Below are 23,629 nucleotides of genomic sequence, written 5' to 3' on the forward strand. Positions count from 1 at the left end.
GGAATGCCGCCACTCGAGCTGCTTGAAGTCCGGGCATCAGCATTCCTTGGTGGGTCGGAAGTTAACGTGACAACACCACATGATCGACTATTACGCGCCCGAGGGAACTCGGATTGAAGCCGTGTCAGAAGCGATCTCACGGATCGAAGAAAAGGTTGAAATGGACGATCGTGTGACCGGCATCGCCAGCTTTATCGGAGCTGGCCCGCCCCGTTTCTACCTGCCAGTCGACCCCGAGGGAACCAACCCGTCCTACGCGCAAGTCATTGTGAATGTCGAGGATTACCGCGACATTCCCGAGATGACCAAAGAGATATCGCTTTGGATATCAGCCAACATGCCTGAGGCGACCTCTTTCACACGTCAATTCGGTGTGGGACCCAGCAACACCTGGGCATTCGAGAACCGCATCATCGGCCCATCGGATGCTGATCCTGAGACTCTGCGCGAAATTGGTGACAGAGCAGTTGCGATACTGGATCAGCATCAATGGACGAAAGTGGCGCGCACCGATTGGCGCAACCGTGTCCTGAAAACTGTTCCAGACTATGACCAGGACCGAGCACGGTGGACCGGTATCACGTATGAAGATCTTGGAAACACGACAAAACGTGCATTTGACGGGCGTTCGGTCGGCCTCTACCGCGAAGGTGACGAGTTGCTGCCAATCATCGTTCGGCCTGGCGCAGAAGATGTGGCAGCCGTCGACAACTTTGAACTGTTACAACTTCAGTCTCCGTTTTCTGTTGAGCCTGTCCCATTGGCACAGGTTGTACGCGGCGTGAATATTCAGCCCGAAGATCCAACGATCAATCGTCGCGACCGGCGCCGTGTTCTGACTGTGCAAGCCAATCCAATCGATAGCGTAACTCTGCCAAGTTATCGCGCCGCAGTTCTTGCCGAATTCGAAGCTCTGAAGGCTGACTTGCCACCGGGCTACAGCATGGAATGGGGCGGAGAGCACGAGGACACAGTGTCTGCGCAAGCGTCTTTGATTCCGGGTATGATCCCCGCGTTTTCGATCATGGCACTGATTGTCGTTGGGCTATTTAACTCATACCGCAGACCGTTGGTCATTTTCCTGACAGTACCTTTTGTGCTGATAGGTATTGTTCCGAGCCTGCTCCTTACAAACACACCGTTTGGATTCGTTGCATTGCTCGGGGGCATGAGCCTGGCGGGCATGATGATCAAAAACGCAATCGTTCTGATCGATCAGATCAACGATAACTTGGCTGAAGGTCAGCCGGGCTATGACGCCGTTTTGAATGCCGGGGCCTCAAGACTCCGCCCCGTCGTACTGGCCGCCGCCACTACCGTTTTGGGTGTGATACCGCTACTCCCAGACGTGTTTTGGGTCGGTCTTGCTGTCACGATCATGGGCGGTTTGACGGTGGGTACGATGCTCACAATGATTCTGGTCCCGGTCTTGTTCGCCACGCTGAGCGGCATTCGACAGTCACCGAAAGCGGTTTGACGTCACCTTTTTTAACGGTCTTTGGATCGTTTTTTGTGGAGCATGTAGTTGTTGAGTTTAGACAACTCATTCGGGAGTAAAGATGGACAATACAGTACTCTACTTTCTAGTCGGCATCTTCGTGGTTGGCTTAGTTTCATTGGGATATTTTGCCAAAGGTAGCGGGGCACTGCTTGTGATCGTGATACTGGTTGGTGTGTTGTTGGCAATGAGCGCATATTTTGGAGGTTTCTTTGGCGAAACACCGAAGTGAGCTTGCTATGGCATTTTTGAAGACGCGTCGCTAGTTGCACGAAACGTCAGTTTATCCGAGAACGAGGCTTACTGGATTCTCTGTCTTTTTGCTGCGCCGATAAAAAGATGGATTTCCTGTGCTAGTGGCCGATTTTCACCAGCGCCTCCTGAGAATGTTGCCGCTGCGAAAGCGCCTGTCAAACTTGAGTCCAACAAACGAAACCTCGCGCATAGCAGCATAGACGCGACTAGAAGTCGGTGTGCTCTCCTCCTTGCGGTCAACAAGTCGCAATTAGTGATACCAGTTAGCAGCTTTCCATAAGTTTAAGCGCAATCTGTTTCGTCTGCTGTGGTTGCTTTTCCGACCTTCACCAAAGCCCGAATGACTATCCGCACAGGGTATTCGCCTAACTGCGAGAAGTCCGCTTTCTGCGCATTGCCTCCGCTTGTGCAATGCACAGCGTACATCAAAGTGGACTCAAAGCAGACGCTCATGTGCAAATCATGCCTTAGACAAATGCATCTGCCCGGGGGCGCCTGCGGCCCCTCAATCGCCCAGTTTGGCGTGAACCTCGTCCAGATCAATCTCGCCGATTGGCATTTTGTTCGCAGGGTTCTCGAAATCATATTTGAACAGCTCGAAATCCTGTTTGTAGATTTCATAGACCAGATGCATCGACAGATCGTCGAAGTAATCCTCGACCGGGTGGCCGCGCTTGGGGCCGTGACCTTCGGACTCGTTGAAGCGCGGGATCTGGGACAGGTCCACACTGTGCGGCGTGTCCAGATGGTTCAGAACGTCCTGCATTCCGTCATTGAACGCTTCGGTCCAGAAAATCTGGTCGTATCGCCCGCCGTTGACGATAAAGGTCGAGACATGACCTGACATAGCCGACCAGTGAATATCGGGATCCATCGGCCTGCGCCAACGGATCGTATCACGCGCAAACAGCAGAAACCGGCGGAAACTGGCGATCTGGTCGAACTCACCCTTTCCGTCATCACCGCCAACCTCGATCCCGTAATTGTAGATCAGCGTCGGTACCAGGTTCCCGCGATACCGTTTTCCGTTGCGCTGAATCCCGCATATCTTGTCAAAAAACGAACTTAGAATCCGGGTGTATGGATTGCGCACGCATGTGAACGCATAAGACGCATGCGACCTGACATTGTCCGAGATCGGCCCCTGACTGCCGTCAAAAGCCCATTTGTGCATCCCATCCTTGGCGTCATGGATGTCACCTTCAAAAAACTGACCGTGATCCGAATAGTACATGATCTGCCCGATGGTCGAGCAGGCGCATTTCGGTACCACACGGTACACCATGCTTTCACTCTCGGTCATCCATGTTCCGGGAAAACCCATCTGCAAGCCTCCTATGCGGTTTGCCGCACTCGCATTTCATTGCAAAAAACCAAAAATATTCTGTTTATTCAATCGTTCATCCTCAGTATCACGGGTGGCACCGGGCGAAAATGGGAAACAATGAACCAACATGGCGCGCATTGCCTATATCCTTCTGTGTCATAAAGATCCGGACGCAATCATAGCGCAGGCCGAACAGCTGACTGCGGCCGGTGACTGTATGTCTATACACTTTGATGCCCGCGCCGATGCGGTGGCGTTTCAACGCATACAGGATGCGCTGAAAGACAATCCGAATGTGACCTTTGCCGGCAAGCGGATCAAGTGCGGTTGGGGGGAGTGGTCCCTGGTTCAAGCGACACTGTACGCTTTGCAGGCTGCGGTGCATGCGTTTCCTCGGGCCACGCATTTCTACATGCTGTCCGGCGATTGCATGGCCATTAAGACTGCGGAATACACGCATCGTTTTCTGGCCGAGCAGGACATGGATATCGTGGAATGCCACGATTTCTTCGAAAGCAATTGGATCAAAACCGGGATGAAGGAAGACCGGCTGATCTATCGCCATTTCTTCAACGAACGCACGCAAAGCTGGCCCTTCTATACCTCATACGAATTGCAGAAACGCTTTGGCCTGACCCGCGAGGTTCCGGCGGATATTCAGGTGATGATCGGCAGCCAATGGTGGTGCCTGCGCCGCCGCACGATCGAGATGATCCTGGATTTCCTGCGCCAGAGGCCGGACGTGAAACGGTTTTTCTCAACCACCTGGATTCCGGACGAGACGTTTTTTCAAACGCTTGTGCGCCATCTTGTGCCAAAAGAAGAGATCGACAACCGCACCCCCACTTTCCTGATGTTCTCGGACTACGGGATGCCCGTGACGTTTTACAACGATCACTATGACATGTTGTTGGGTCAGGATTACCTGTTCGCCCGCAAAATCAGCCCCGAGGCTCACGAGTTGAAAGAACGTTTGGGCCGACTTTATGCAACCAAGGGCGTTGATTTCCCGATCTCGAACGAAGGCCGCAACCTCTATAGCTTTCTGACAGGACGTGGCCGTGTTGGGCGCCGACATGGGCAACGTTTCTGGGAAGCCAGCAATACTCTGGGGTCCGAGCGCGAGCTGTTCGTGGTCGTGTGCAAAAAGTGGCATGTCGCCAAGCGCCTTGTCGACCAAATCGCCTCGGAAACGGATGTTCCTTGCGTCGAATACCTGTTCAACGAAGATGATACCCAATTACCCGACTTGGGCGGTATAGAAACAACATTGTTGAAACGGTCGCGCCACCGGCGTGCCGTCGTGCGGATGCTGTTTGAAAACTTTGAAAGTGATGCTCTGGTCTTGTGCGTCGATCCGGCCAACCTGGACATCATCAAGGATTTCTGCGCCGATCAAGCCAAAACCCACGTGTTAGAGATAGAATGTCAGTATTCTGACGACTACCTGATCGGTCATGCCCGACGTGTCGGATTGGCCGGGGTGGATAGTCCTGCGGACACTGTTGCGCCATTAGTTCCAACGCTGCGCAATGCCTTGGCCTGTGAATCTGAATTGATCAGAAACGCCGCACTTGATGAATACACACGCTTGCGCGAGACAAATTCACGGGCCGAGAACGAGGCTGCGGTTGCCCGGTTTCTGCGTGTATCGAAAGAAAAGGCGCAAGCGATCATGCGGCTGGATTACCTTTTCGCGGATTGATCCGGCGGCGCTGTTGTGCGCCGCCGGGCTGCTTGTTCAGATGTCGAACTTCACGCCCTGTGCCAGAGGCAATTCAGCCGAGTAATTCACCGTATTGGTCTGCCGCCGCATATAGGCTTTCCAGGCGTCCGAGCCGCTTTCGCGCCCACCGCCGGTTTCTTTTTCTCCACCAAAGGCTCCGCCGATCTCGGCCCCAGACGGACCGATATTGACGTTGGCGATACCGCAATCCGATCCGGCCGCGGTCAGAAACTGTTCCGCTTCGCGCATGTTCAGGGTGAATACGCAGGACGACAGACCTTGTGGCACGTCGTTCTGAATCTCGATGGCGTTATCGAAATCATCATAGCCCATCACATAGAGGATCGGCGCAAAGGTCTCGGTCTTTACGGTGGCCGTCTGGCCAGGCATCTCGACAATGGCGGGCTGCATATAGACGCCATCCGGCACGCCCTCGGTGACGCGCTGACCGCCGAAAACTGCGCCGCCTTCGGCCTCGGCGGCCTTCAGCGCGGCCGTCATGGCCGCGCCCGAGGCCTCATCGACCAGCGGGCCAATCAGCGTGCCCTCAGTCAGCGGGTTACCGATAGGCAGACCGGCATAGGCTTTCTTCAGGCGGCCCACCAGTTCCTCGCGGATTGAGTTATGTACGATCAGGCGGCGCAGCGTGGTGCAGCGTTGACCGGCTGTTCCCACGGCTGAGAAGACAATTGCGCGCACCGCCATTTCCAGATCGGCCGAAGGGCCGACGATCATCGCATTGTTGCCTCCCAGCTCCAGAATGCACTTGCCGAACCGCTGCGCCACCACAGGCGCCACTGCGCGGCCCATGCGGGTGGAGCCGGTGGCCGAGATCACTGGAACATCCTCACTGGCCACCAGCGCCTCGCCCAGCGCAGCACCGCCGATCAGCGTTTGCAGCAGATGGTCGGGCGCATCGCCGAAACGGGCTAGCGCGCGTTCAAAGATCTTCTGGCAGGCCATCGCGGTCAGTGGTGTTTTTTCGGACGGCTTCCAGATCACCGTATCGCCGCAAACCAGCGCAATCGCCGCGTTCCAAGACCACACCGCAACCGGGAAGTTGAAGGCCGAAATCACGCCGACTGGCCCCGCCGGGTGCCATGTCTCCATCATCCGGTGGCCGGGGCGCTCGGACGCAATCGTCAGGCCGTATAGTTGCCGTGACAGGCCCACGGCAAAGTCGCAGATGTCGATCATCTCCTGCACTTCGCCCAAACCTTCGGAGGTGATCTTGCCCGCCTCCCAACTGACCAGCGCGCCGAGGTCGTCCTTGGCGGCGCGCAGTTCCTCGCCCAGCAGGCGGATCAGTTCTCCTCGGCGCGGGGCGGGCACGGTGCGCCAGGCTTTGAATGCAGTTTTGGCATTGGCAAATACCGTCTCCATGTCGCCCGCCGGGGTTTCATGCACCTCGGCCAGCAGGCTGCCGTCGATGGGCGAATGCACGGCCAGCGAGCCGCCGGTCAGTTCTGCGACTGTCAGGTCCAGATTGGCTAGGGTTGTTTGCGCAGTCATAACGATGTCTTTCATATCTCAGGCCGCCTTGTTTTGTTGGGTTGCATCGCCAGCGCGGTACAGCTGGCCAAATTCGGTGTTTAGGAAATCGGACAGGACCACTTGTTCCTGCCGGACAAAGCCCTTGGAAGGCAGCGCACTGGTGCGCATCAGATCGACCACACCCAGAACACCGGCGGCGGTGGTGACTTGAATGGCACTCCAAGTCTGGCCGTTGATGGTGCGGGCATAGCTTTTGTTGATAAGGGATTTCTCGCGCAGTACCCCGTCGATCTGGCCTTTGGCAGTGCAATAAACCAGCACCACATCCTGATCCGTACGCGGAAGGGCGGTCTCGAAAATATCCTTGAGCAGATCGCGCCGACGTTCCAGCCCCAGATCATTCAGCAACAGTTTCAGGATATCGCAGTGTCCGGGATACCGGATTGAGCGATAGGACACGGCCCGCGCCCTGCCGTCCAGCGTTTCGGGCAGCGTACCTAAACCACCCGAGGTGTTGAAACACTCATACTCCACCCCGTCATGGCCGATCCGCTCGTAATCCTCCAGCGGGGCGGTCTTGACCCGTGCGCCGTTCACGATCGCATCGCAAGGGTTGCAGTATTCGTTAATCAGCCCGTCGGTGGACCATGTCAGGTTGTATTTCAGCGCGTTGGTCGGGAACAGAGGCAACGCCCCTACCCGCATATGCAGGCTGTCCAGCGTATCGAACTCGGCCGCCAGCGCCGCCCCGGCGATGCCGACAAAACCCGGCGCCAGACCACATTGCGGCATGAAAGCGGTTTCGCTTCCCTCGGCCAGATCACGCACGGTATTGGTGGCGGCGACATCCTCGGTCAGGTCAAAGTAATGCGCACCGGAATCCTTGGCCGCCTTGGCAATCTGCGGCGTCAGAAAGAAAGGCGCGGCCGAGATCACCGCGTCAAACCCATCCAACCCTTTGGTCAGTTGCACCGCGTCGGCGACGTCAATCTGCCGTGTGGAAATACCTTGCCGGTTCAATCCCGACAACGCGGCCAGATCGCGGTCGGCCACTGTGACCGAGTAGTTGGATGATGATTTCAGCAGGGCAGCGATCATCTGACCGATCTTGCCTGCTCCGATGACACAAATATTCCAGCTCAAAACGCGCCTCCTCTTTCGTTTTGGGAAAGTATGAAGGCACGGCTGTTCGGTCCGCAGGGGCAATCTTGACGAAATTATCGATTATTCCGTCATTTCGACGATTCTTCCGTCATTTATCCGACTCGCGCCATCCGTGATGCGATTGCCGCTGCAGGCGGTGCGGCGCTACGCACCCCCATCTGTTTCAGCGCATGGTCCGCTGCCGCCACAACAGCGCGCATGACCTCGGCATCCATGCGGCCAATGCAGCCGATGCGGAAACTGTCCACCTCGGTCAGTTTGCCGGGATAGATGATAAAGCCTTGTTCCTTCATCAGATCATAGAACCGCGTAAATTCGAAACGCGGATCGGCAGGGCAAAAGAATGTCACGATGATGGGCGACAACCACGCATCCGGCAGCAGGGTTTCAAACCCCAGCGCGCGCATCCCCGCGACCATCACATCGCGGTTCTCCGCATAACGCGCGCCGCGCCCGGCCACGCCACCCTCGGCTGCGTGTTCGTTCAATGCTTGCAGAAAGGCGGCAACCACATGAGTCGGTGGGGTAAAGCGCCACTGGCCGGTTTTCTCCATCGCGTCCCATTGCGCGTACAGGTCCAGACTGAGCGAGGGGCAATTCCCCTTGGCCGAGGCCAGCGCCGTTTTGCGGGCCAACACAAAACCAAAACCCGGTACGCCTTCGATACATTTATTGGCCGAGGAAACCATCGCCTCGAACGTATATTCGCTGGGGGACAGCGGGATCGCACCAAAAGCCGACATACTGTCGATCAACAGCTTGCGGCCCGCCGCTTCGGTGGCCTGTGAAATCTCGTGCAGAGGGTTCAGAATACCTGAGCTGGTCTCGCAATGGATTGCAACCACATGGGTGATCGCCGGATCATCAGCCAGAATTTGTGCCACTTCGACCCCACGCGGCGGCAGATAGTCGCCCTTGTCCAACACAACACAGGTCCGCCCGGCATAGTCCAGCGTCTGCGCCGCCCGTTTGCCATAAGCCCCGTTGGCCAGCACCAGCGCCTTGCCATCTTGCGGGATGAATGAGGTCAGCATCGCCTCGACCGCGAAACTGCCCGAGCCCTGCATCGGAACGCAATCATATGCCTCGTGCCCGTCGCCCAGCAGGCTCAGCAGCCGCGCGCGCAACTCGGCTGTCATGGCGCGGAAGTCGCTATCCCAGCTACCCCAGTCGCGCAGCATCGCTTGTTTCACGGTATATGAGGTCGTCAGAGGACCTGGTGTCAGCAAGTAAGGCTCACCAAGTTGCGGGCGGAGCAAGGAAGTCATCGGGCACGGCCTTTTTGAAAAGCGGTTTGGCCCGGTCACTGTATTGAGATTTACTTCTTTAGGATATGCATCATAGCTTTTTTGTATGATATGCCCGCTGTCAGAAATCTGACATGTGATTTATTATCACGACACCTCCCCGCGGCACGACAAACCCTTCAGGGTCTGATGTACCGGGCGGGTCGGATTGTGGTGTTCATGCCTCGGGGCTCAGCCCTTCGGTGGACAGATCGTCCAGTTTGGGCATCAGCCGCAGCAGTTCGCTTGCATATTCAGTCTGCGGATTGGCAAACAGATCGTTGGTCTCTTGCAGTTCTACCACCTTGCCCTGTTTCATCACGGCAACTCGGTCGCACATCTGGCGCACGACCGGCAGGTCATGACTGATGAACAGCAGGGTCAGACCCAGATGCTCCTGCAAATCCTTCAGAATGTTCAGGATTTGGGCCTGAATAGACACGTCCAGCGCGCTGGTTGGTTCGTCACAGATCAGGAAGCGCGGCTGCGTGGCAAGCGCGCGTGCAATGGAAATCCGCTGACGCTGACCGCCCGAGAATTCATGCGGATACTTCAGCCCAGCCTCATGACCCAGCCCAACCTGATCCAGCAATTCATCCACACGGCGCTTGATGTCAGCACCGTCCATCAGTTTGTGATGACGGATCGGCTCTGCCACAATCTCATCCACCCGCATCCGGGGGTTGAGTGAGGAATACGGGTCCTGAAAGATCATCTGGATGTTCTTGCGATAGGCATCCAGCGCGGCCTTGTTGGTCAGATCGCTGACCGTCTGCCCTTCGAAGGTGATCGTGCCGCCATCAACAGGGTAAAGCCCGGCAATCATCCGCGCGACGGTGGACTTGCCCGAACCGGATTCACCAACCACGCCAAACACCTCGCCCGCGCGGATATCAAAGCTGACATCGTCAACAGCGGTGAAATAGGTGCGGTCCCACGGCAGAAGTCCGCGCTTTTGCAGGAACTTCTTGGTCAGGTTACGGATTTCAAACACCGGCTTGCTGGTGTCATTGTCCACCTTGGGCCAGTGGCGGGCCATGTCTTCTATCGCAAAGCGGGTCTCGCGCCCGCCATAGCCGATCTGCGGAAAGCGATGCAACTTGAGCGTAGGGCGCGGGACGGCGGCGATCAGGGATTTGGTGTATTCGTGGGTCGGCTGGCCCATGACCTGAGACGTAGGGCCGCTTTCGACCACTTTACCCGCATACATCACCGTCACTTTGTCGGTGGTGTCGGCAATCACACCCATGTCGTGGGTGATCAGGATAACGCCCACCTGACGCTCGGTCGCCAGTTCCTTGATCAGGTCCAGAATCTGCGCCTGAACGGACACGTCCAGCGCCGTCGTCGGTTCATCCGCGATGATCACGTCCGGCTCGGTGCACAACGCCAAAGCAATCACCACACGCTGCCGCATCCCGCCCGAGAACTGGTGCGGGTACTGGTCCAGCCGTGTATCGGGGTCAGGGATACCTACCCGGTCAATCAGATCGCGGGCGCGTTTGTTGGCCTCACTATCTGAACCACCTAGATGCGCCTGAATGGTCTCGACCAGTTGCTCTCGCACGGTGAACAGCGGGTTCAGCGAGGTCAGCGGATCCTGAAAGATCATCGAGATCTTTTTGCCGCGCAGCCCGCGCATCGCGTCGGCGTCCAGACCGCTGATCTGATCACCGCTCAGCCGGATGGTGCCGCTGGCAATACGGCCGGGGCGATCCAGCAGGCCCATGATGGCTGCACCGATGGTGGATTTACCGGCCCCGGATTCGCCCACAAGACCGTGGATTTCGCCGGGCTCCACCGACAGGTCCACATGGTCCACGGCAGTGAACAGTTTGCGGCGGGTCGGGAATTCGACCGTAAGGTCATTGATCGTCAGAAGGCTCATAAAATCACCGCAGCTTGGGGTTCAGCGCATCACGCAGCCAGTCGCCCAGCAGGTTCACAGACAAGGCCAACGCCAGAAGGGTGCAGGCCGGGAAGAACAGAATCCACCACTCACCCGAGAACAGGAAACCCTGCCCGATGCGGATCAGTGTGCCCAAAGACGGCTGGGTCGGCGGCGCGCCCACACCCAGAAAGCTGAGCGTCGCCTCGGCAATGATCGCCAGCGCCAGCGAGATCGTGGCAATCACCAGAACCGGGCTGAGGACATTGGGCAGGATATGGCGGAACATGATCGGGAAAGATCCGCGCCCGATCAGACGGGCGGCTTGGACGTATTCCTTGTTTTTCTCGACCAACGCCGCACCACGCACCACACGGGCGAACTGGACCCAGTCAGACAGCGCAATGGCGACGATCAGGACGTAGATCGCCATCTCATCGCGGTATTCCGGCGGGGTGACGCCTTTGGCGATACCAAAGATCAACATGGCGACCAGAATGGCCGGGAAAGTCAGCTGCACATCGGCGACCCGCATGATCAGCGTTTCAATCCAGCCGCCGAAATAAGCCGCGACCAGCCCAAGAACGATGCCGATGATCAAGGCCAACAGCACGGCAGATGCGCCCACGAACAGGGAAACGCGCATCCCGTACAGGATGGTCGAGAACACGTCGCGCCCCTGATCGTCGGTTCCCAGCAGGAAGGTCTCCTGCGTAAAGGCGTTGGGTGTTCCGGGCGGCGTAAACCCGTTCATCAGGTTCAGTGAGGACGGATCGAACGGATTATAGGGCGCGATCAGCGGCGCAAAGATCGCCGAAAGCACAAGTATGGCGACAACCAGAGTCGCGACAATAGCCACAGGTGAATGCCGAAAGGACCATGCGAAGTCGCCGTCCCAGAACTTGGCGAACCGCGACTTTTCCGGCGCTTTGGGGGTATCGAGAATATCGGTCATGTGGCCCTCGCGTCGACACGCAGGCGCGGGTCAATAGCATAGTAAAGAAGATCGACAATCAGGTTGATCGTCACGAACATGACCGAAATCAGCATCAGATAGGCAGCCATGACGGGGATATCGACGAACTGGATCGCGTTGATGAACAGCAGACCGACGCCCGGCCATTGGAACACCGTCTCGGTGATGATGGCGAACGCAATGATCGAACCCAGTTGCAAACCGGTAATGGTGATCACCGGCACCAGTGTGTTCTTCAGCGCGTGACGGAAGTTGATCACCCGGTCCGACAATCCGCGGGCACGGGCAAAACGAACGTAATCGGCGCGCAACACTTCCAGCATCTCGGACCGCACAAGCCGCATGATCAGCGTCATCTGATACAGGCCCAGCGTGATCGCCGGAAGGATCAACGCCTTAAGGCCCGACGACGTCAAAAAGCCCGTAGACCAGTTCCCAATCATAACGGTTTCGCCCCTCCCGAAGCTGGGAAGAAGGTCAAGTTCGACCGAGAAGATATAGATCAGCAAAATCCCGATCAGGAAGGTTGGCAACGAAACCCCGATCAAACTGACGGTCATAATCACATTCGCCGCGATCCCTTGTCGTCGGATCGCTGTGAAGACGCCCAGAGCAATACCCATCGTAATGGCCAGGAAACCTGACACAAAAGCCAGTTCCAGCGTCGCGGGTGCACGTTCTGCGATGATGGTCGAAACCGGACGACCCTGGCGGTAAGAGACGCCAAAATTGCCCTGAACGGCCCCTTGCAGGAACTTGAAATACTGGACCGGGAAGGGCTTATCCAACCCAAGCTCGCCCCTAAGCCGGTCGATATCGGCCTGGGTGCGCTCTTGCCCAAGCATGTTGTCGATCGGATCGCCGACAAATCGGAACATGGAAAAAGCGACCAGACCCACGACCAAAAGCACGATCACGGATTGGAACATCCTTCGAACGATATATGCGAACATTTAGTTTCCCCGTTGATCTGCCTCTCTACGCACGCCCTGTCCAAATGGTCAAGATGTCGCAGAGGACAAGCTGACCCGATCCTGTGGCTCAGCCCAGTTTATCTGCGGCCCCAACGGCACAATCCCCAGCGGGTTTCGCAACTCGGAGGGTGAGAAATATCCGGCCTTATAGATCTCGGGTTTCACTGTTCGGGCTATTTCAGGTCGGGCATACAGATCCCGCGCATAACCCCACAGATGCGGATAGTCCACCAGACGCCGCAAATTGCAGCGGAAGGCATAGTGATAGGCCACATCGAACCGCGCCAGTGTCGGGAACAGGCGCAGGTCGGCCTCGGTCAGATCGTCGCCGCATAGGTATCGATTAGTGGCCAGATGCGCCTCGATCTCGTCCAGCATGGCGAAGACGTCGTGAAACCCGGCCTCGTACGCCTCTTGCGTGCGGGCAAACCCGGCGCGATAGACGCCATTGTTCAGGCGCGGATAGATTTTATCGTTCCAGGCGTTGATCTGATCCAGCTTTTCTGGCGGGGCCAGATTGGGGCCATAGCCTTCTAACGTGCCCAGCATACGCACGAGATCGGCGGATTCATTCGACACCGCGCGGTTTTTGGCGCGATCCCACAACAAAGGCACGGTGATGCGCCCGGTATAAGCAGGATCAACCTTTGCATAGGCTTGATGCAACGCTGTGACACCGAACAGAGGATCGGCATAGTCACCATCGGTGTCGTACACCCAACCGTCCGGCGTGCGGCGCGGGCGGGCATAGGCGACGGTGATCAACTCCTCCAATCCCTTAACGGCGCGCGTCAGCAGGACCCGATGCGCCCAAGGGCAATTCCACGCGGCATACAGGTGGAACCGCCCCGGCCCGTACGGACCGTCGGGCAGAGCGTTGCGGATGGACGACGCCTGACGACGGTATGCGCCGTCAAGCGATGTGTCGGGGGCGGGGTCGTTCACATGGTAGACCCCGGCAATCATGACACCCATGCGGTCAGTTCACCGTAACCCAGCGCAGGATGAAGAAGTTATCCGGGCGTTGTGTCAGGTCGATATTGCTGCCGGTCCCCCAAACCAGAGGCTGCACATACATCGGCACATAGACATGATCGTCCTGATAGATGGCCGTCACCTCATCCAGCATGGCCTGACGCTTCGTCGCGTCCAGCTCGGATTGGATCATCGGCAAAAGTTCATCCACCCGTTCGTTCGAGTATCCGCCGAAATTCCAGCTGCCCAGCTTCTTCTCCTCGTTGGGCGTGGCTACCAGAAAGCGAACGGGATGTTCGGCGTCGAATGTGCCGGGGCTCCAGCCCAACATATACATGTCGTAGTTATCCTCGCGCAGCTCTGGCCAGTAGTTGCGGACGGGCATGGCATCCAGTTCCGCCGTGATCCCAATCTGCGCCAGCATGGTGACGACGGCCTGACAGACCGGTTCGTCATTCAGATAGCGGTCATTGGGGCACTTCAGCCCAAACGAGAACCCATCCCCGTAGCCCGCCTCGGCCAGAAGCGCCTTGGCACCTTCGACATCAAAGGCGGGGCGATCTGCATTGGCGGCGGAATAGCCGCTCATAGCCGGGCTTACCAGTTGCGAGGCGGCTTCGGCATTGCCGCGCATGATCGTGGCCAGAATTGCATCCACATTGATCGCCTGCGCCACCGCCTGACGGACCCGCGCATCACGGAAAGGGTTCGGTTTGCCCGCGTCATCGGTATATTTCAGCGTCTCGGCTTCATGATCGAAACCTAGCATGATTACACGCGCCTCGATCCCCTGAATGACGTCCACATCGGCGTTTTCCTTGAGGCGTGCGACGTCCTGAATGGGCACAGGATTGATCATGTCCACATCACCCGACAGCAGCGCCGCCACGGCAGTGGCTGAGTTCTGGATCGGGTTGAATTCGGCGCGGGTAATGTTGTGTTCAACCTCACCCCACCAACCGCCATGCGGCTCTAACACGGTCTTAAGCCCCGGTTCGCGGGCCGTCACCTTGAACGCGCCGGTGCCGTTGGCATTGATCGTGGCGTAGTTGCCGGTTTCCTTATCGGGCACCACGGCGTCATTCGCCTCGGTCCAGCCTTGATCCATGATCATCCAGTTGGCGATCGAGGAAGGGAACAGCGGGTTCGGCGCCGAGGTCATGATATCGACCATATAGTCATCGACTACGATCACCTCACTGACCGGCGCAAACCAGCTGCGCGTATCCGCCGACTCGCCCGAGGCCCGCTGATAGCTAAACAGCACGTCTTGCGCATCGAAGGTGCTGCCGTCGTGAAAGGTCACACCCTCACGCAGCTTGAATCGCCAGCCTTCACCCTCTCCGATCGGCTCCCAGCTTACGGCCAGCGCGGGTTCGACTGTCATGTCCTTGCCGCGGCGCACCAACCCTTCGTAGACATTGTTGAGAAAACCCAGAACCGGGGCCGAGTTGACGGCGTGCGGGTCCATGGTCTGCGGATCGGTGGTCGAGGCCCATTTGAACTCGGCCGCCTGAACGCTGGTCGCAACCAGCAGGGCCAGGCCAATGGCACTGTTTCTAAGGATCATTTTTATCTCTCCCTGTTCTCTGCGTTCAAGTTTTCTTGGTTTTTTTCGCCTGCGCAAGGAAATCTCAGGTCGAAACAAAAAACAGGGCGCGAAAACCGCGCCCTGCCTTGTTCGCAATCGAACCGATTTAGTTCATGGTGAAGTATTTGACCTTCGGCTGGTCTTCCGCATCCACTTCGATACCCACGCCATCAGCCATACCCCAGTTCAGAACCTGGTGGTGGATCGGGATGTACAGCGCTTCGTCCTGCACCACGCGCCAGATGTCGGCGATGTCAGCGTTCCGCGCGTCCAGATCGGTGTTCGAGGCCAGCGACTTGATCTTCGCATCCAGCGCATCGTCCTGATAGCCGGTGCCGTTCCACGTGCCGATATCGTCTTCGCGACCATGGACCAGGAAGTTGAAGATGTATTCCGAGTCATATGTCGGCACACCCCAACCCAGCATGTAGAAGTCGGTCTTGCTGTCGGTGATCAGCGGGAAGTGCTGCGCCTTGGGCTTGGCGTCCAGATTCACAGTCACGCCGATCTGACCCAGCATACCAACGGCCGCCTGACAGATCGCCTCATCATTGATGTAACGGTCATTCGGGCAGTCCAGCCGCAGCGAGAATCCGTCGCCATAGCCTGCCTCGGCCATCAAGGCCTTGGCCATTTCCAGATCGGTCGAGGATTCGCTGTCCATATCAGCGGTCCAACCGTTGACGAAGGGAGGTGCGATCATGCCCGCAGGCTGCGACTGGCCGCGCATCACGACCTGTTTGATCGCATCACGGTTGATCGCCATCGACATGGCCTGACGCACACGCACATCGGCCAGAGGGTTCTTGCCGTCCACGTTGTCCGCTTCGATGTCATCTGCGCCCTGGTTCATACCAAAGAAGATCACACGGTTCTGCGGCGCCTGCTTGACCATCAGGCCATCTGCACCGTTGACGCGCTCGATATCCTGCACGGGCATATCCTGAAGGAAGTTCACCTCTCCCGACAGCATCGCTGCCACACGCGTCGCAGCGTTCTGGATCGGAGTATAGATGATCTCGGTCACTTCCATCGGGAACTGGTCGATGCCCCAATAGTCGTCGTTGCGCACCATCACGGTTTTCACGTCAGGCTCGCGGCTTTGCAGTTTATACGGCCCCGTGCCGTTGGCGTTGGTGGTGGCATAGGTGATCTCGCCACCCTCAAAATCCTGCACATTGACGGTGTCATTGGCCTCGGCCCAGCCTTTGTCCAGAATGAACAGGTTGGTCAGGTTCGAAGGCAGGATCGGGTTCGGACCATCGGTGACGATCTCGACGGTGTAATCGTCAACCGCGCGCACTTCGGTGATCGAGCCGATCAGCTCTTTCATATCCGAGTTTGGCTGCTTGGCGCGCTCAAAGCTGAACACGACGTCTTCGGCGTTGAAATCAGCACCGTCATGGAACTTCACACCTTCGCGCAACTTGAAGACCCAGACATTCGGGTCATCGGCCTTGGGCCCCCATTCGGTGGCCAGTGCAGGTTCAAACGCGCCGGTTACGTCGCGGATGATCAGCGGCTCATACATCTGGTGCCGAATGGTGTGCGACGGACCTTCGTTCTGCGAATGCGGGTCCAGCGTCAGCGCGTCACCAGCGCGCGCCCAGCGCAGGGTTTCAGCCGAAGCACCCGTGGCCATCAGCGCGGTGGCGCTGGCAGCCAACATCAAGTTTCTCAGGATCATTTTGATCTCCCCGTTTATTGTTAGCGCCGCCATTCCAGGCGGCAGGCCAATTCCGTGGCCTTGGTGGTCCTGATCATCCAGATCATTTTCACAGTTGCAACACCAGATTGTGATCAAAACGGATAGATAGCCATGAAATTCATCCATAGACCTTATTAGGGTCTACTCATCGTCTAGGGTGAAGGCAGAATAACGGACCTGCGATATTCCTCATGGGGGAAGACACGTCCGGATTGAATACAGTCAAAGATATGCTTGAACACCTGTCCGGGCTCACCGCCCGGCGTGACCGGCCCAAAATAATTGTGACCTGTCGGGCTATCATAGCGCGTGTTGACATCATCGCAATCGACCTGAAACACGTTGCGTGGCGTTCGGTCGATGTTTTCCGGGCCTGTGTGCCCCAACCGCCGCGAGGCCACTTTGTTCTTGAGGTTCGCCGCCTTACTGGCCCGCAGCGCCAGATCGTCTGACGCGAAATAGACCACCACATTTCGCGACGCATGGCTGACCAGAACTCCCGGTTCGTCTTCGTGCACCGTTTCATTCACCACATCAGCCGCAACCATAAACGTGTTACGAAACAATAGCGGCACGCCCGAGGCCAGATCATAGCGGTCCCATTCGATCAGCGTTTGCCTCAACACGCGGTTGCCCATTGAATGCGCCAGCAGGTTGATCCGCTTTAGACACGGGGCCACGTCAGGTTCATTCTCGGCGCTGTTGCGCCATTCCAGAAACCGCTCTAACACGCGCGCAAAGGAATACCCGCTTTGGTCTGCGGATTTCTGGTCGTCCCAGTATTTCTGAACAATCCCATGCTCGTTATCGCTGGGCCAGATCAGTGGCAGCACCATCACTTCGCCCGGATCGGCCAAATCACACAGGCGTTGCACCTCGGCTGTGGTGCGAAAGACATCGTCAGGCAGGTTGTTGAACCCATGCAGGTATAGCAGAATCTGGCGGCAATCGCTGTCACGGACCCGCCGCAACAATTCGGCACTTGTGATTTCGGTATGGTGTTCGTCTTCACCCTTTTCGCAATAGAACACCGAATTGGACGGCGCGTTGTTGTTGAGGTCAAAAGTGAACCGGCGCCCGCGTCGGGTACGAATGCTTTGGGTCGGGAATCTGTTGGTTATGAAAAGCATGCAAAAAACTCCGATTAAAAGTAAAACTACCCTAGCAAGCTGCCGGAGATCTGTCAGCTTTTGCCAAAATCACACGCTTTGGAATGGTAAGGTTTTCCTCGGTTGCATTAAAACTTCAAGCGCCCAACTATAAATTCAATGCGTGTGTTTTTTAGATTTGTTTTTACGGGTTTGGTCCTTGTGGCGATGGTTCTGATCGGGCTGCGCCTTGTTGCAAACAACCGCGAAACCATCGCTTTTGGGCAAGAACTGCCATTGGGCGGCCAATTGATCGAGACAGCCGAAGGTGCCGTTTTTGTGCTGGAACGTGGCCCTGACACTGGCGTTCCGGTCCTGTTTGCGCACGGTACGGCTGCCTGGTCCGGCCTGTGGCTTCCTTCGCTCGATTCCGTCGGGGACGCAGGCTTTCACGCCATCGCGTTTGATATGCCCCCGTTTGGATGGTCACAACACCCTGACGACAGCGATTACAGCCGCCCCAAACAAGCCGATCGCGTGATCGCCCTGCTTGAGGCATTGGACAACCAGCCAATAGCCGTCGCACATTCCATCGGGGCAGGCCCTGTTGTCGAAGCCGTGATGAGCCGCCCTGATCTGGTGTCGGGCCTTGTTGTAGTGAACGGAGCGATAGCCCTTGGCAGGCATGATCCACCAACCGAGACCCCCATTTACCTGCAAAGCGATGCTGTGCGCCCGTTTATCGCCTCGGCCACGGTGTCGAACCCGATTTTGACCAAAGCTTTCCTGCGCAGCTTCCTGCACATCAAGTCCGCAGCGACGGATGATGTCACTGCGCTCTTGCAAGAACCCATGGCCCGCATCGGATATACTGCCGCGGTGGCAGACTGGTTACCCCAGTTGCTGGTTCCGCCCCAAAATGCGCTCAGCACCCGAGCTGAGAACTGGCAGGCGCTGCAATTGCCGGTCGGTCTGATCTGGGGCGTCGAAGATACCGTGACGCCGTTGGAACAGGCCGAAGAATTGCTGACCTTGATCCCCGATGCGCAGTACAGGGCGCTTTCGGGCGTGGGACATATCCCTCAGCTTGAAGACCCACAGGCGTTTCAGGCCGCGCTGATCGAGATATTGCAAACCTTTTCAAACGCACGACCTGACGAGGCCGATTCATGAGCACATTCACCAGAAGAGCCGCCTTGTTTGCCGCCGGAGGGGTGGCCGGTTGGGGCCTGTCGCGCTGGCTTGGTGCCGATTTGCCAAGTTATGACGGAACGCACCGCACCTTTGCGCCCCAAGACGCGAAGATCATGAACGATGCCAGCGGCCTGTCACCGACCCCGATCCACAAACATCTGGTCATGACCGAGGATGCCGGCGACGCGCTTGTGACCGCAATTCGAAATGAGTTGACGCGGGCCCAGGCAGATGGGCGACCGGTCAATGTGGGCGCGGCCCGACACTCGATGGGCGGTCAGGCCATTCCACGCAACGGCACGGCGCTGACTTTCGATAATGGCTCTGTTCAGATGGACAGTACCGCGCAGACCTATCTGGCGCATGCGGGCGCGCGGTGGTCTCAGGTGATCTCGGCGCTGGACCCTGCAGGATTTTCGCCAAAGGTCATGCAGTCAAACCATGATTTCGGCGTTGCTGCGACCTATTCGGTCAATGCACACGGATGGCCGGTGCCCTTCGGTCCTATGGGATCTACGGTGCGATCATTGCGCATGGTGTTGCCATCCGGACAGCTTGTCACCTGTTCACCCACCGAAAATGCCGATCTGTTCAACCTCGGCATGGGTGGCTACGGGCTGATCGGCATAATCGTGGACCTTGAAGTCGAGATGGTCCCGAATACCCGACTGACACCGTCTTTTGACGTGATGGAGGCGACCGCTTTTGCCGACAGCTTCAAAGCGGCTGTCGAAGATCCAGCTGTCACGATGGCCTATGGTCGCCTGAATGTTGAACGTGAGACGTTCTTCGAACACGCCCTGCTGATCACCTATCGCGAAACCGGCGATCAGTCGGACCTGCCCCCTGCGGCGGGATCGGGCTGGATGTCACACGCAGCCAGCCGCCTTTATCGGGCGCAACTGGGCAGCGAGGCAGTCAAGACATTCCGTTGGTGGAACGAAACCAAACTGGGCCCGGCCCTGGGCGGTGGCGAGGCGACACGGAACTCGTTGATTAACGAACCCGTCGTCACGCTGGATGACCGCAACCCGGATCGCACGGATATCCTGCACGAATACTTCGTGGGCTTCGACGCCTTTGATGATTTCCTGACTGCCTGCCGCGAAGTAATACCGGCCTCGTATCAGGAATTCCTGAATGTCACACTGCGCTATGTTGCACAGGATGATCAGGCAGTGCTGTCGTTTGCCTCGGAACCCCGGATCGCCGCTGTTATGTCTTTCAGCCAGGAAATGACGCAACGGGGCGAGACTGACATGGCCCGCATGACTCGCGCTCTGATTGACCGAATTGTCGAGATCGGAGGGGCCTATTACCTGCCCTACCGCCCGCATGCCACGCTGGATCAACTGACAGCCGCTTATCCGCGCGCAGCAGAATTCGCGCGGGTCAAACGTACGCTTGACCCGCAACTGGTGCTGCGAAACAACCTTTGGGACAGCTATCTGGGGCAAGTATGACGAACCTTCAAAAGCTATGTATCGTTTATTTCGTCGCGCTGATGATTGCGGCGTCGTTGAACTATGTGCCCGGCCTGACTGATGAAAACGGGCTGGCCTTCGGTATTTTCGCGCTGGATATCTATGACGACGCGCTACACGTGGCCTCGGCCCTATGGGCTTTGATCGCGGGGCTCATGTCGCACAAAGCGGCGCGCACGTTCCTGATCCTGTTCGGGCTGGCCTATCTGGGCGATGGCGTCTTCGGCTTTTTCACCGGTTACGGCTATCTGGACATGGGCATCTTCACCAATCCGTCGGCCGGGATGGACCTGTCGCTGGGGCGTATCTTTGCCAATCTTCCGCATCTGGCATTGGGCGGTATCGCCGCCTGGGTCGGACTGCGTGACGCAAGGAGATCATCGTGAGGTTTCTTCTGCGCTGGCTTCGGCGCCTGGTTCTGCTCATTGTTGTGGTCGTGATCGCACTGGCCGCACCCATCATCTATGTCGAAACAAGCTGCAAAGGCACCGCACAGCCGCAATCATACGCTTCGCTTCTGCCCCCGGAACATCACCGCCCGGAAACGCGGACACTGATGACCTATCCCGAATGGCATATCGTTCATGCCTATGATGACTATGCCAAGGTTATCAGCACGGGAGACCCGCATGATTACGGCTTCTGGCAGGGGATCACCGGGTTCTGGACATCGCTCTGTGCCCTGACTGAAAACGCCTCGGCCCATGGTGAGATTGATTGGCCCACCAAACAGATGGTCTACGTTATCGGCACCAGCTTTACCGCCGAATTGGCCATGAAAGCTGCCTATGAAGAAACGGTGGGCCGCCTGTTTGCCGCACTGCGCGAACCTGATCGTGCGCCACTTGACGATCTTTCTGCGCGACAAGCCTCTGCATATGCAGAATTCCTGCAGCAGGTTCCATGGTACAAATGGCCATTTGCCGAAGACGCACAGGCCCTGTTGGAACAATCCACCGGATCTTTGCGTGACAGCGAACGGGCCATTGCGCTGGGGTTGGAGTACACGGCGAAAGACGCCTATGCTGGCGTAATTGAACAAGCCGTGGCGCAGGTGGGCACCGATGAACTGACCCTGCGAATGATCCTGACCGCAGATGAGGACATCACTGGCTATACGGATGTTAAGGTCATCGCCATTCGGCCAGAAGGGACTGAAGTTGAAACCCCCCGCTACCGTACCCTGACCAATCTGCTGGCTCAGATGGCCCGCGACGGGCTGGAAGTGGTCGAGATCGCGGGCAATGACGACATAATGTTCACCGCCATTTCGGATCAACCAACCACAGCAGGTTCCGTATTCAGTACCCCTCGTCAGGGATATGGGGATTATCGGCATCTGATCGTGGTAAAGGTTCCGGCTCTTCTCGAAACCCTGCGCCAGCTAGAGAGCTCGGGTCTGACGCTGGAACACGTACATGACTATTAAGTCGATCCTAACCACCTTGCCCATGGTGTTGCTGGGCTGGATAGCGACGCTTGTAATCGTTGCCCTGCTGACGGACGAAGCTCCGGCCTATGTCGTGGTGCTACCGCAGGACGGGTTACTTCGGAACCTTCCTGACGACACAGCGGTGCTGACGGCCTCGAGGTTTAGTGTGACAGTGGCCTCGGACATGCCGGGGTTCGCCAAATCGCTCTACGCCAGCGGAGCAAGGCTGGTTCTGCCGGCGGGCCTGCCGGGATGTTTGCCGCTGCCGAAGGTTTGATAACTATCCTTCAAATGGAACACGAGCCTCGTCCAGCGTTCTTTTTCCGGACGGCAGGCTCAGATCATGCGTCACCGGGACCGACCGAGAGATCACCCGCCCCTTGCGCACCACAGCCAGCCGGTGCGCGCGTAAGCGGATCGCCTCAATCGGATCTGCCGCTTGCAACAGCACGAAATTCGCATCACAGCCTTTGGCCACACCGTATCCGTCCAACCCCATGATGCGGGCGGAATTCGTGGTTACCGCTTCGAAACACCATGTCATGTCTGCACGGCTGGATAACTGCCCCACATGCAACCCCATAAAGGCCACGTCCAGCATGTCGGCCTTGCCCAGCGAATACCAGGGATCCATCACACAGTCAGAGCCGAACCCGACCGTGATCCCCGCATCGCGCAACTCTCGTACGCGGGTCTGGCCCCGTCGCTTGGGATAGCTGTCATGGCGGCCTTGCAGCATGATGTTGATCAGAGGGTTCGGGATTGCATGCACCCCGGCCTCGACCATCAGCGGGATCAGTTTCGAAACGTAGTAATTGTCCATCGAGTGCATCGACGTCAGATGCGACCCCGCCACCCGGCCATTCAGCCCCAATCGCTGGGTTTCATAGGCAAGCGTCTCGATATGGCGGCTATGGGGGTCGTCACTCTCATCACAGTGCATATCGACCATCAAGCCGCGTTCAGCCGCGATTTCACACAGCAGTCGGACGGATTCCGCCCCATCCGACATGGTCCTTTCGAAATGCGGGATACCGCCCACCACATCGACGCCCATATCCAGCGCGCGGAGTGTGTTCTGCATCGCGGTCCGGTCGCGTAACACACCATCCTGCGGGAAGGCCACCAATTGCAGGTCCAAATAGTCTTTCACCTGCTCGCGTACCTGCAACAGCGCCTGCACGCCCTTCAGTTCATCATCGCAAGTATCCACATGGCTGCGGATCGCGCCGATGCCCTTGGCTACGGCAAGCTCGCAATAGCGCAACGCGCGGGCGACGATGTCATCGACCGATTGCAACGGCTTTAACTCGCCCCACAGCGCGATCCCCTCAAGCAGCGTGCCCGAGACGTTCATGCGTGGATTGCCCAGTGATAGGGTCGCATCCATGTGGAAATGCGGATCGACAAAAGGGGGTGAGACCAGCTGACCCTGGGCGTCGATCACCTCTGCCGCGTCGGCGGTGATTCCGGCCTCGACCGCCGTGATCTTGCCGCCCTGGCAGGCGATATCCATGCCGGTCTGACCGTCCGTTAGGGTGGCGTTTTTGATAAGCAGATCGACCATAG

General features: G+C 57.5%; 20 protein-coding genes. 8 read left to right on the plus strand and 12 right to left on the minus strand.

Annotated elements, in window-relative coordinates:
* Positions 1-79 precede the first annotated feature (79 nt).
* Complete coding sequence (locus AC2FNR_RS17760) at positions 80-1,477, plus strand: efflux RND transporter permease subunit (protein ID WP_496850457.1); 1,398 nt, start codon at positions 80-82, stop codon at positions 1,475-1,477.
* A gap of 82 nt (positions 1,478-1,559) precedes the next feature.
* Positions 1,560-1,730: a hypothetical protein gene (locus AC2FNR_RS17765; protein WP_170353852.1), complete on the plus strand. Its 171-nt coding sequence runs from the start codon at positions 1,560-1,562 to the stop codon at positions 1,728-1,730.
* A gap of 528 nt (positions 1,731-2,258) precedes the next feature.
* Here the strand turns inward: AC2FNR_RS17765 and AC2FNR_RS17770 are convergent.
* Positions 2,259-3,077, minus strand: coding sequence for a sulfotransferase family protein (locus AC2FNR_RS17770; RefSeq protein WP_496850458.1), 819 nt, complete (start codon positions 3,075-3,077; stop codon positions 2,259-2,261).
* A gap of 130 nt (positions 3,078-3,207) precedes the next feature.
* Between AC2FNR_RS17770 and AC2FNR_RS17775 the strand changes: the two genes are divergently transcribed.
* On the plus strand, positions 3,208-4,785 hold the full coding sequence (locus tag AC2FNR_RS17775; protein WP_496850460.1) for a DUF5928 domain-containing protein: 1,578 nt from the start codon (positions 3,208-3,210) through the stop codon (positions 4,783-4,785).
* 36 nt (positions 4,786-4,821) lie between these two features.
* Here AC2FNR_RS17775 and amaB read toward each other — a convergent pair whose 3' ends face one another.
* The 10 genes from amaB to AC2FNR_RS17825 all read right to left on the minus strand — a co-directional run bounded on the left by amaB (position 4,822) and on the right by AC2FNR_RS17825 (position 17,992).
* Positions 4,822-6,318: an L-piperidine-6-carboxylate dehydrogenase gene (amaB, locus tag AC2FNR_RS17780; RefSeq protein WP_480846880.1), complete on the minus strand. Its 1,497-nt coding sequence runs from the start codon at positions 6,316-6,318 to the stop codon at positions 4,822-4,824.
* 18 nt (positions 6,319-6,336) lie between these two features.
* Positions 6,337-7,443, minus strand: a complete 1,107-nt coding sequence (locus AC2FNR_RS17785; protein ID WP_496850462.1) for a saccharopine dehydrogenase family protein — start codon at positions 7,441-7,443, stop codon at positions 6,337-6,339.
* A 113-nt stretch (positions 7,444-7,556) separates the two neighbouring features.
* A complete protein-coding gene (locus AC2FNR_RS17790; protein ID WP_496850464.1) occupies positions 7,557-8,732 on the minus strand; it encodes a 2-aminoethylphosphonate--pyruvate transaminase in 1,176 nt (391 codons plus the stop codon).
* Positions 8,733-8,928: 196 nt separating this feature from the next.
* The gene (locus AC2FNR_RS17795) at positions 8,929-10,638 is read right to left on the minus strand and encodes an ABC transporter ATP-binding protein (protein WP_496850466.1); all 1,710 of its coding nucleotides are present in this window, start codon (positions 10,636-10,638) and stop codon (positions 8,929-8,931) included.
* 4 nt (positions 10,639-10,642) lie between these two features.
* Positions 10,643-11,593: an ABC transporter permease gene (locus tag AC2FNR_RS17800; RefSeq protein ID WP_170353864.1), complete on the minus strand. Its 951-nt coding sequence runs from the start codon at positions 11,591-11,593 to the stop codon at positions 10,643-10,645.
* Positions 11,590-12,567 (minus strand): ABC transporter permease, encoded by a 978-nt coding sequence (locus tag AC2FNR_RS17805; protein WP_170353866.1) that lies wholly within the window; start codon positions 12,565-12,567, stop codon positions 11,590-11,592. The genes AC2FNR_RS17800 and AC2FNR_RS17805 overlap by 4 nt, the downstream gene beginning before the upstream one ends.
* A 48-nt stretch (positions 12,568-12,615) precedes the next feature.
* Positions 12,616-13,563 (minus strand): glutathione S-transferase family protein, encoded by a 948-nt coding sequence (locus tag AC2FNR_RS17810; protein WP_496850468.1) that lies wholly within the window; start codon positions 13,561-13,563, stop codon positions 12,616-12,618.
* A 4-nt stretch (positions 13,564-13,567) separates the two neighbouring features.
* Positions 13,568-15,133 (minus strand): ABC transporter substrate-binding protein, encoded by a 1,566-nt coding sequence (locus AC2FNR_RS17815; protein ID WP_496850470.1) that lies wholly within the window; start codon positions 15,131-15,133, stop codon positions 13,568-13,570.
* Positions 15,134-15,260: 127 nt separating this feature from the next.
* On the minus strand, positions 15,261-16,841 hold the full coding sequence (locus tag AC2FNR_RS17820; protein ID WP_496850472.1) for an ABC transporter substrate-binding protein: 1,581 nt from the start codon (positions 16,839-16,841) through the stop codon (positions 15,261-15,263).
* A gap of 173 nt (positions 16,842-17,014) precedes the next feature.
* Positions 17,015-17,992, minus strand: coding sequence for an alpha/beta hydrolase (locus tag AC2FNR_RS17825; RefSeq protein ID WP_170755310.1), 978 nt, complete (start codon positions 17,990-17,992; stop codon positions 17,015-17,017).
* Positions 17,993-18,178: 186 nt separating this feature from the next.
* Here AC2FNR_RS17825 and AC2FNR_RS17830 point away from each other — a divergent pair, with 186 nt between their 5' ends.
* Genes AC2FNR_RS17830 through AC2FNR_RS17850 form a run of 5 tightly spaced genes read left to right on the plus strand, consistent with a single transcriptional unit; the run spans position 18,179 to position 22,337 of the window.
* Entirely contained in the window at positions 18,179-19,123 is a 945-nt protein-coding gene (locus AC2FNR_RS17830; protein WP_480870305.1) for an alpha/beta fold hydrolase, read from the plus strand.
* Complete coding sequence (locus AC2FNR_RS17835; protein WP_496850474.1) at positions 19,120-20,607, plus strand: FAD-binding protein; 1,488 nt, start codon at positions 19,120-19,122, stop codon at positions 20,605-20,607. Before AC2FNR_RS17830 ends, AC2FNR_RS17835 begins: the two co-directional genes overlap by 4 nt.
* Positions 20,604-21,014 carry a DUF4383 domain-containing protein gene (locus tag AC2FNR_RS17840; protein WP_496850475.1) on the plus strand — a complete coding sequence of 137 codons (411 nt, stop codon included), beginning with the start codon at positions 20,604-20,606 and terminating at the stop codon, positions 21,012-21,014. Before AC2FNR_RS17835 ends, AC2FNR_RS17840 begins: the two co-directional genes overlap by 4 nt.
* On the plus strand, positions 21,011-22,057 hold the full coding sequence (locus tag AC2FNR_RS17845; protein ID WP_496850477.1) for a hypothetical protein: 1,047 nt from the start codon (positions 21,011-21,013) through the stop codon (positions 22,055-22,057). Before AC2FNR_RS17840 ends, AC2FNR_RS17845 begins: the two co-directional genes overlap by 4 nt.
* Positions 22,047-22,337, plus strand: a complete 291-nt coding sequence (locus AC2FNR_RS17850; RefSeq protein ID WP_496850479.1) for a hypothetical protein — start codon at positions 22,047-22,049, stop codon at positions 22,335-22,337. Before AC2FNR_RS17845 ends, AC2FNR_RS17850 begins: the two co-directional genes overlap by 11 nt.
* A gap of 3 nt (positions 22,338-22,340) precedes the next feature.
* Here AC2FNR_RS17850 and AC2FNR_RS17855 read toward each other — a convergent pair whose 3' ends face one another.
* Positions 22,341-23,627, minus strand: a complete 1,287-nt coding sequence (locus tag AC2FNR_RS17855) for an amidohydrolase family protein (protein WP_496850481.1) — start codon at positions 23,625-23,627, stop codon at positions 22,341-22,343.
* Positions 23,628-23,629 lie beyond the last annotated feature (2 nt).

It is taken from the genome of Ruegeria sp. SATB045, from assembly GCF_059613525.1.

What these genes read in the sequence shown, in the direction of transcription:
- AC2FNR_RS17760 (WP_496850457.1), top strand. Translation starts at nt 80, where the DNA reads ATGATCGACTATTACGCGCCCGAGGGAACTCGGATTGAAGCCGTGTCA.
- AC2FNR_RS17765 (WP_170353852.1), top strand. Translation starts at nt 1,560, where the DNA reads ATGGACAATACAGTACTCTACTTTCTAGTCGGCATCTTCGTGGTTGGC.
- AC2FNR_RS17770 (WP_496850458.1), bottom strand. Translation starts at nt 3,077, where the DNA reads ATGGGTTTTCCCGGAACATGGATGACCGAGAGTGAAAGCATGGTGTAC.
- AC2FNR_RS17775 (WP_496850460.1), top strand. Translation starts at nt 3,208, where the DNA reads ATGGCGCGCATTGCCTATATCCTTCTGTGTCATAAAGATCCGGACGCA.
- amaB (WP_480846880.1), bottom strand. Translation starts at nt 6,318, where the DNA reads ATGACTGCGCAAACAACCCTAGCCAATCTGGACCTGACAGTCGCAGAA.
- AC2FNR_RS17790 (WP_496850464.1), bottom strand. Translation starts at nt 8,732, where the DNA reads ATGACTTCCTTGCTCCGCCCGCAACTTGGTGAGCCTTACTTGCTGACA.
- AC2FNR_RS17795 (WP_496850466.1), bottom strand. Translation starts at nt 10,638, where the DNA reads ATGAGCCTTCTGACGATCAATGACCTTACGGTCGAATTCCCGACCCGC.
- AC2FNR_RS17800 (WP_170353864.1), bottom strand. Translation starts at nt 11,593, where the DNA reads ATGACCGATATTCTCGATACCCCCAAAGCGCCGGAAAAGTCGCGGTTC.
- AC2FNR_RS17805 (WP_170353866.1), bottom strand. Translation starts at nt 12,567, where the DNA reads ATGTTCGCATATATCGTTCGAAGGATGTTCCAATCCGTGATCGTGCTT.
- AC2FNR_RS17810 (WP_496850468.1), bottom strand. Translation starts at nt 13,563, where the DNA reads ATGGGTGTCATGATTGCCGGGGTCTACCATGTGAACGACCCCGCCCCC.
- AC2FNR_RS17815 (WP_496850470.1), bottom strand. Translation starts at nt 15,133, where the DNA reads ATGATCCTTAGAAACAGTGCCATTGGCCTGGCCCTGCTGGTTGCGACC.
- AC2FNR_RS17820 (WP_496850472.1), bottom strand. Translation starts at nt 16,841, where the DNA reads ATGATCCTGAGAAACTTGATGTTGGCTGCCAGCGCCACCGCGCTGATG.
- AC2FNR_RS17825 (WP_170755310.1), bottom strand. Translation starts at nt 17,992, where the DNA reads ATGCTTTTCATAACCAACAGATTCCCGACCCAAAGCATTCGTACCCGA.
- AC2FNR_RS17830 (WP_480870305.1), top strand. Translation starts at nt 18,179, where the DNA reads ATGGTTCTGATCGGGCTGCGCCTTGTTGCAAACAACCGCGAAACCATC.
- AC2FNR_RS17835 (WP_496850474.1), top strand. Translation starts at nt 19,120, where the DNA reads ATGAGCACATTCACCAGAAGAGCCGCCTTGTTTGCCGCCGGAGGGGTG.
- AC2FNR_RS17840 (WP_496850475.1), top strand. Translation starts at nt 20,604, where the DNA reads ATGACGAACCTTCAAAAGCTATGTATCGTTTATTTCGTCGCGCTGATG.
- AC2FNR_RS17850 (WP_496850479.1), top strand. Translation starts at nt 22,047, where the DNA reads ATGACTATTAAGTCGATCCTAACCACCTTGCCCATGGTGTTGCTGGGC.
- AC2FNR_RS17855 (WP_496850481.1), bottom strand. Translation starts at nt 23,627, where the DNA reads ATGGTCGATCTGCTTATCAAAAACGCCACCCTAACGGACGGTCAGACC.